This window comes from Bordetella sp. 02P26C-1 (genome assembly GCF_009763255.1).
Classification (GTDB): domain Bacteria; phylum Pseudomonadota; class Gammaproteobacteria; order Burkholderiales; family Burkholderiaceae_B; genus Bordetella_A.
Genome location: NZ_WSJB01000041.1, coordinates 1 through 3,236, shown reverse-complemented (window position 1 = coordinate 3,236; position 3,236 = coordinate 1). Strand labels below are relative to the sequence as shown.

Here is a 3,236-nt window from a genome sequence, read left to right as displayed (position 1 = left end):
CGGAAGACACAGGCTTATCTCGATGTCGCCGTTACGTGTCTTGGATGCGTAGCGGCTCTTGTCTTGCAAGCTCTCTATCCGCAAGTCGCCGCCGATGTTGGCTACGATCCGTTCGGAATGACCGGTAGCTCCTCGCAGGGTGGTATCGCCACCGGACTGCAGGCGTAGGGTCTCGCCTGCTGTGACGTGGCTATGGGTCCAGGACTCTTCCTTACCATGCTCGGTGCCGCGCGCTATCGAGGCACCCAACTCGAGGGTAAGGCCGGTGGTCTGGCCTGTGGAGTAACCGATACCAACACTGCCGCCGCTGTCCTTGCTACTCGACTGAAACTCAGCGGCGTTGCGGGCCGCTTGTAGCAATAGATCGCCTTCGGCCATCAGCGATACGTTACGCCCCGCCGATAACGTGGAACCAATGATGCTGATGTCGGAGCGTGGGCCGGCGCCTTTGGCCATGAGATTGACATCTCGACCGGCTGCCATGGCCGAACCCACTGCGGAGGTCGCCGCGCTGTCGTACCGACTGCTGCTTTTGTCAGAGCGGGCGCTGAACTTGATGTTAACTAATCAACTTTACCGCTACGGGGAATTTACGCTGGCATCGACATCACATGCCCCAAAACCAGCTAAGGTTCCGAGTTCATAACTGGCCCCATGTTCCGCGGGGCGATCTCGGCGCGACGGCATTGTCCGGGTCATTCTCAAAAAATTGCCCCTTATTGAAATCCAAGTCGTAAGGCCCCACCACGGCTACAGCCGGTGGCTTTATAGGTGACGAAACGACTTAAGGTCGGTAGCCTTCATATTCCCATAAAAATACGCTTGAGAGCTGCATCGCAATTTCGTGCCAACTTTCACCCTCGCATGCATCCACATAATTCTGGATTAAATTGCGAATGACACCAAAGTCGTACTTCCGGATAATTAACAGCCCTTTTCCCCACTGAGGTTCCCATAACGATTCGTCGAGCCACTTCGGAGTGCAGATAGAGAGATCGAAGTTGTCTGCCCCTATGGAGCATTCGGGACCAATTCGGATACGAAAACTTAAACAGAAATTCTCAATGTCTTCCGGCAAATACGTATTCAGCTCGTAGAGATCGTGTGATAAGCCTTTTATAACAGGTCGCATATGGGTCCTAATCGGCTATATTCAGGTGGCCATCGCTCACTTTTATGCGTCGCCCCGTCACTGGATTAATCTGATAGGTTTCGTAATTGGCCTGGACTCCCGTCGTCGCAAAAGGGGAAGCTTTCCGTGTTGGTGGCCGATACCCTCGCGTTCCGTCCGCGCTTATCAAGCCAAGTCCGTCACTTGTGGGCTTAGCACCGTCCCCGACCCAAATTTTACCTAAGTGCTCCGCTTCAGCATATGTCCCTTGGCCAATCGAAAAGTTGGGATTTTTAGTCCCACTACCCTTTATTGCAGCAGCCAAACGAAAATCCTGCGCCGCAATATTGCGGAGATTCTGTTCGGCCAACTGTACCTTTAACTTGGGAACTAATGCGGCATTCTCGGCACCGGTGCTAACCGAGAGGCCTTTTGCAGGTAGGTACGCATCCGTAGCTAATGGCTTCAAGACGCCGCGGACCGCAGACGCTATCCCACTAAACGCCCCACCCCCGACATCCAACGCCAACCCTTCCGCAACGCTCGCTGCAATTCCGTAGTGGAATGTGCCGTCTCTCAGATTGGGCGTCGCCTGAATCATGGGCGAATCAGCTGGCACCACCACGGGGGATCCGTATCCATCAAAGAACACAACATTGCCGCTCGTTGTGGCGAGCTTGATCGCCGCACGGCATATCTGGGAATCTCCGTCGGCACACGCCCGCGCAAGCCCCTGATTGCGTTGTTCGGACAGGCCGCCTAGCTCACGCGCCCGCGCGCAAGCCTCTGGATTACCCGGACCGCATGCGGCAATGGCGTCATCGAATTGCTTTTGTTCGGCCGCTCTAAAATCCGGCGACTTTTGCCCGAGATAGTTCGCTTGCGTCTCGAGTTGCGCCGCTAATGTGGCTACCGCGGCGTCGCCTCCCAGCGCCGTGGATAGACCCGCAACGAGGCTCTTTACCAGATTGACATGTGCATCCTGTGCTTCGGCGTTCAGTTGATCTGCGGTCCGCCCAGTTACGCCCTCCATGAGGTTGTTAACCACGACGCTGGCTGCCGCGCCCATCGCTGCGGCGCTGCAGTCTTGTCCCGCGCCAGCCGCGCCCGCGCAACCAATCAGGCCCTGTAACGCGACACGAGCAGTTTCGCTATGCAGGGCGTCTGCTACAGACTTGACTTCGCGGGCTCCCAGCGCCTGCAGATAGCTCGCCGCCGCAGACTGCACATATTGCGCCACGCTGCCTGCAACGTTCGCGCTCGCCGCGCCCGTCAGCACCGTCATGGCCAGGCGATATTCACCGTCGGGGCTCCACTTCGCCGCTTCGTCATACTGAGCCTTTAGCAGTGCCTTGAGGGCTGGATCTTGCTCAGCGTCCACGGACCGTTTCAGGGTATCGGCCTCCTTGGCCCGATTCTCCAAAAACTGCCCCACCTGCCGGCTCGCCTCTTGCGCGATCTCGAACCCGGCTTCGATCTTGTCCTTGTCGAAGATAGGCCTGAGCGTATTCAACGTATCGGACGTATCCCGCTTGAGCGACGCGATGGTCTCCGTCGCGGTCATGCCGGTCAGGTCCTGCTGCGCGGCTTCATCGCGGATAAAGAGGTCGCCTGCGCTGATAGCGCTATAGGTGATGGAGCTGCTGCTCCCGCGGGCGGCAGCGACCATGGGCATACCCATGCCGAGGCCGCCGGCACCGGTGGAGGCGGACGTACCTGATTCCTTGGTCGCACCGCCAGCGACTTGGCCGTCTTTCGTGGTGCCCAGGCCAGAATCCTTGGACTTTTCGCCACCAAACCCCACGCCACCACTGACCGACACCTGATGTGCGCTGTAGTGCGCGGTGTTCTTGATATCTTCGGTGACTAGCGTACCGGTGCCGAGTTTGTTTAACCTATCCGCGATTGCCGCGTCGCTGCTGGCGATCACGCCGCCGATAAGACGCGTGTTGTTCTGGACGTCGATCTGAAAGCCACCATCGCCCGCCCACAGGCCACTTTGCTCTGTGACGGATTCGAAATTGCTCTTCATCCGGCCCACGCCGAACCCGCCCGCGATGCTGTTGCCGACGCAGGATGGCGGAAGACACAGGCTTATCTCGATGTCGCCGTTACGTGTCTTGGA

3 protein-coding genes are annotated in these 3,236 nt (G+C 57.8%); all 3 read right to left on the bottom strand.

Translation table 11 applies throughout. The features are described from left to right. On the bottom strand, nt 1-558 hold a 558-nt coding region (locus GOQ28_RS18470; RefSeq protein WP_160357476.1), incomplete at its 3' end, for a hemagglutinin repeat-containing protein. A gap of 226 nt (nt 559-784) precedes the next feature. Beyond that, nucleotides 785-1,132 carry an immunity 8 family protein gene (locus GOQ28_RS18805; protein WP_160357474.1) on the bottom strand — a complete coding sequence of 116 codons (348 nt, stop codon included), beginning with the start codon at nt 1,130-1,132 and terminating at the stop codon, nt 785-787. A 7-nt stretch (nt 1,133-1,139) separates the two neighbouring features. Beyond that, the coding region (locus GOQ28_RS18700; protein ID WP_336603817.1) for a DUF6862 domain-containing protein at nt 1,140-3,236 on the bottom strand (2,097 nt) is incomplete at its 5' end.

Excerpts from the sequence above, each read along its gene's own strand:
- GOQ28_RS18805 (WP_160357474.1), bottom strand. The coding sequence starts at position 1,132 with ATGCGACCTGTTATAAAAGGCTTATCACACGATCTCTACGAGCTGAAT.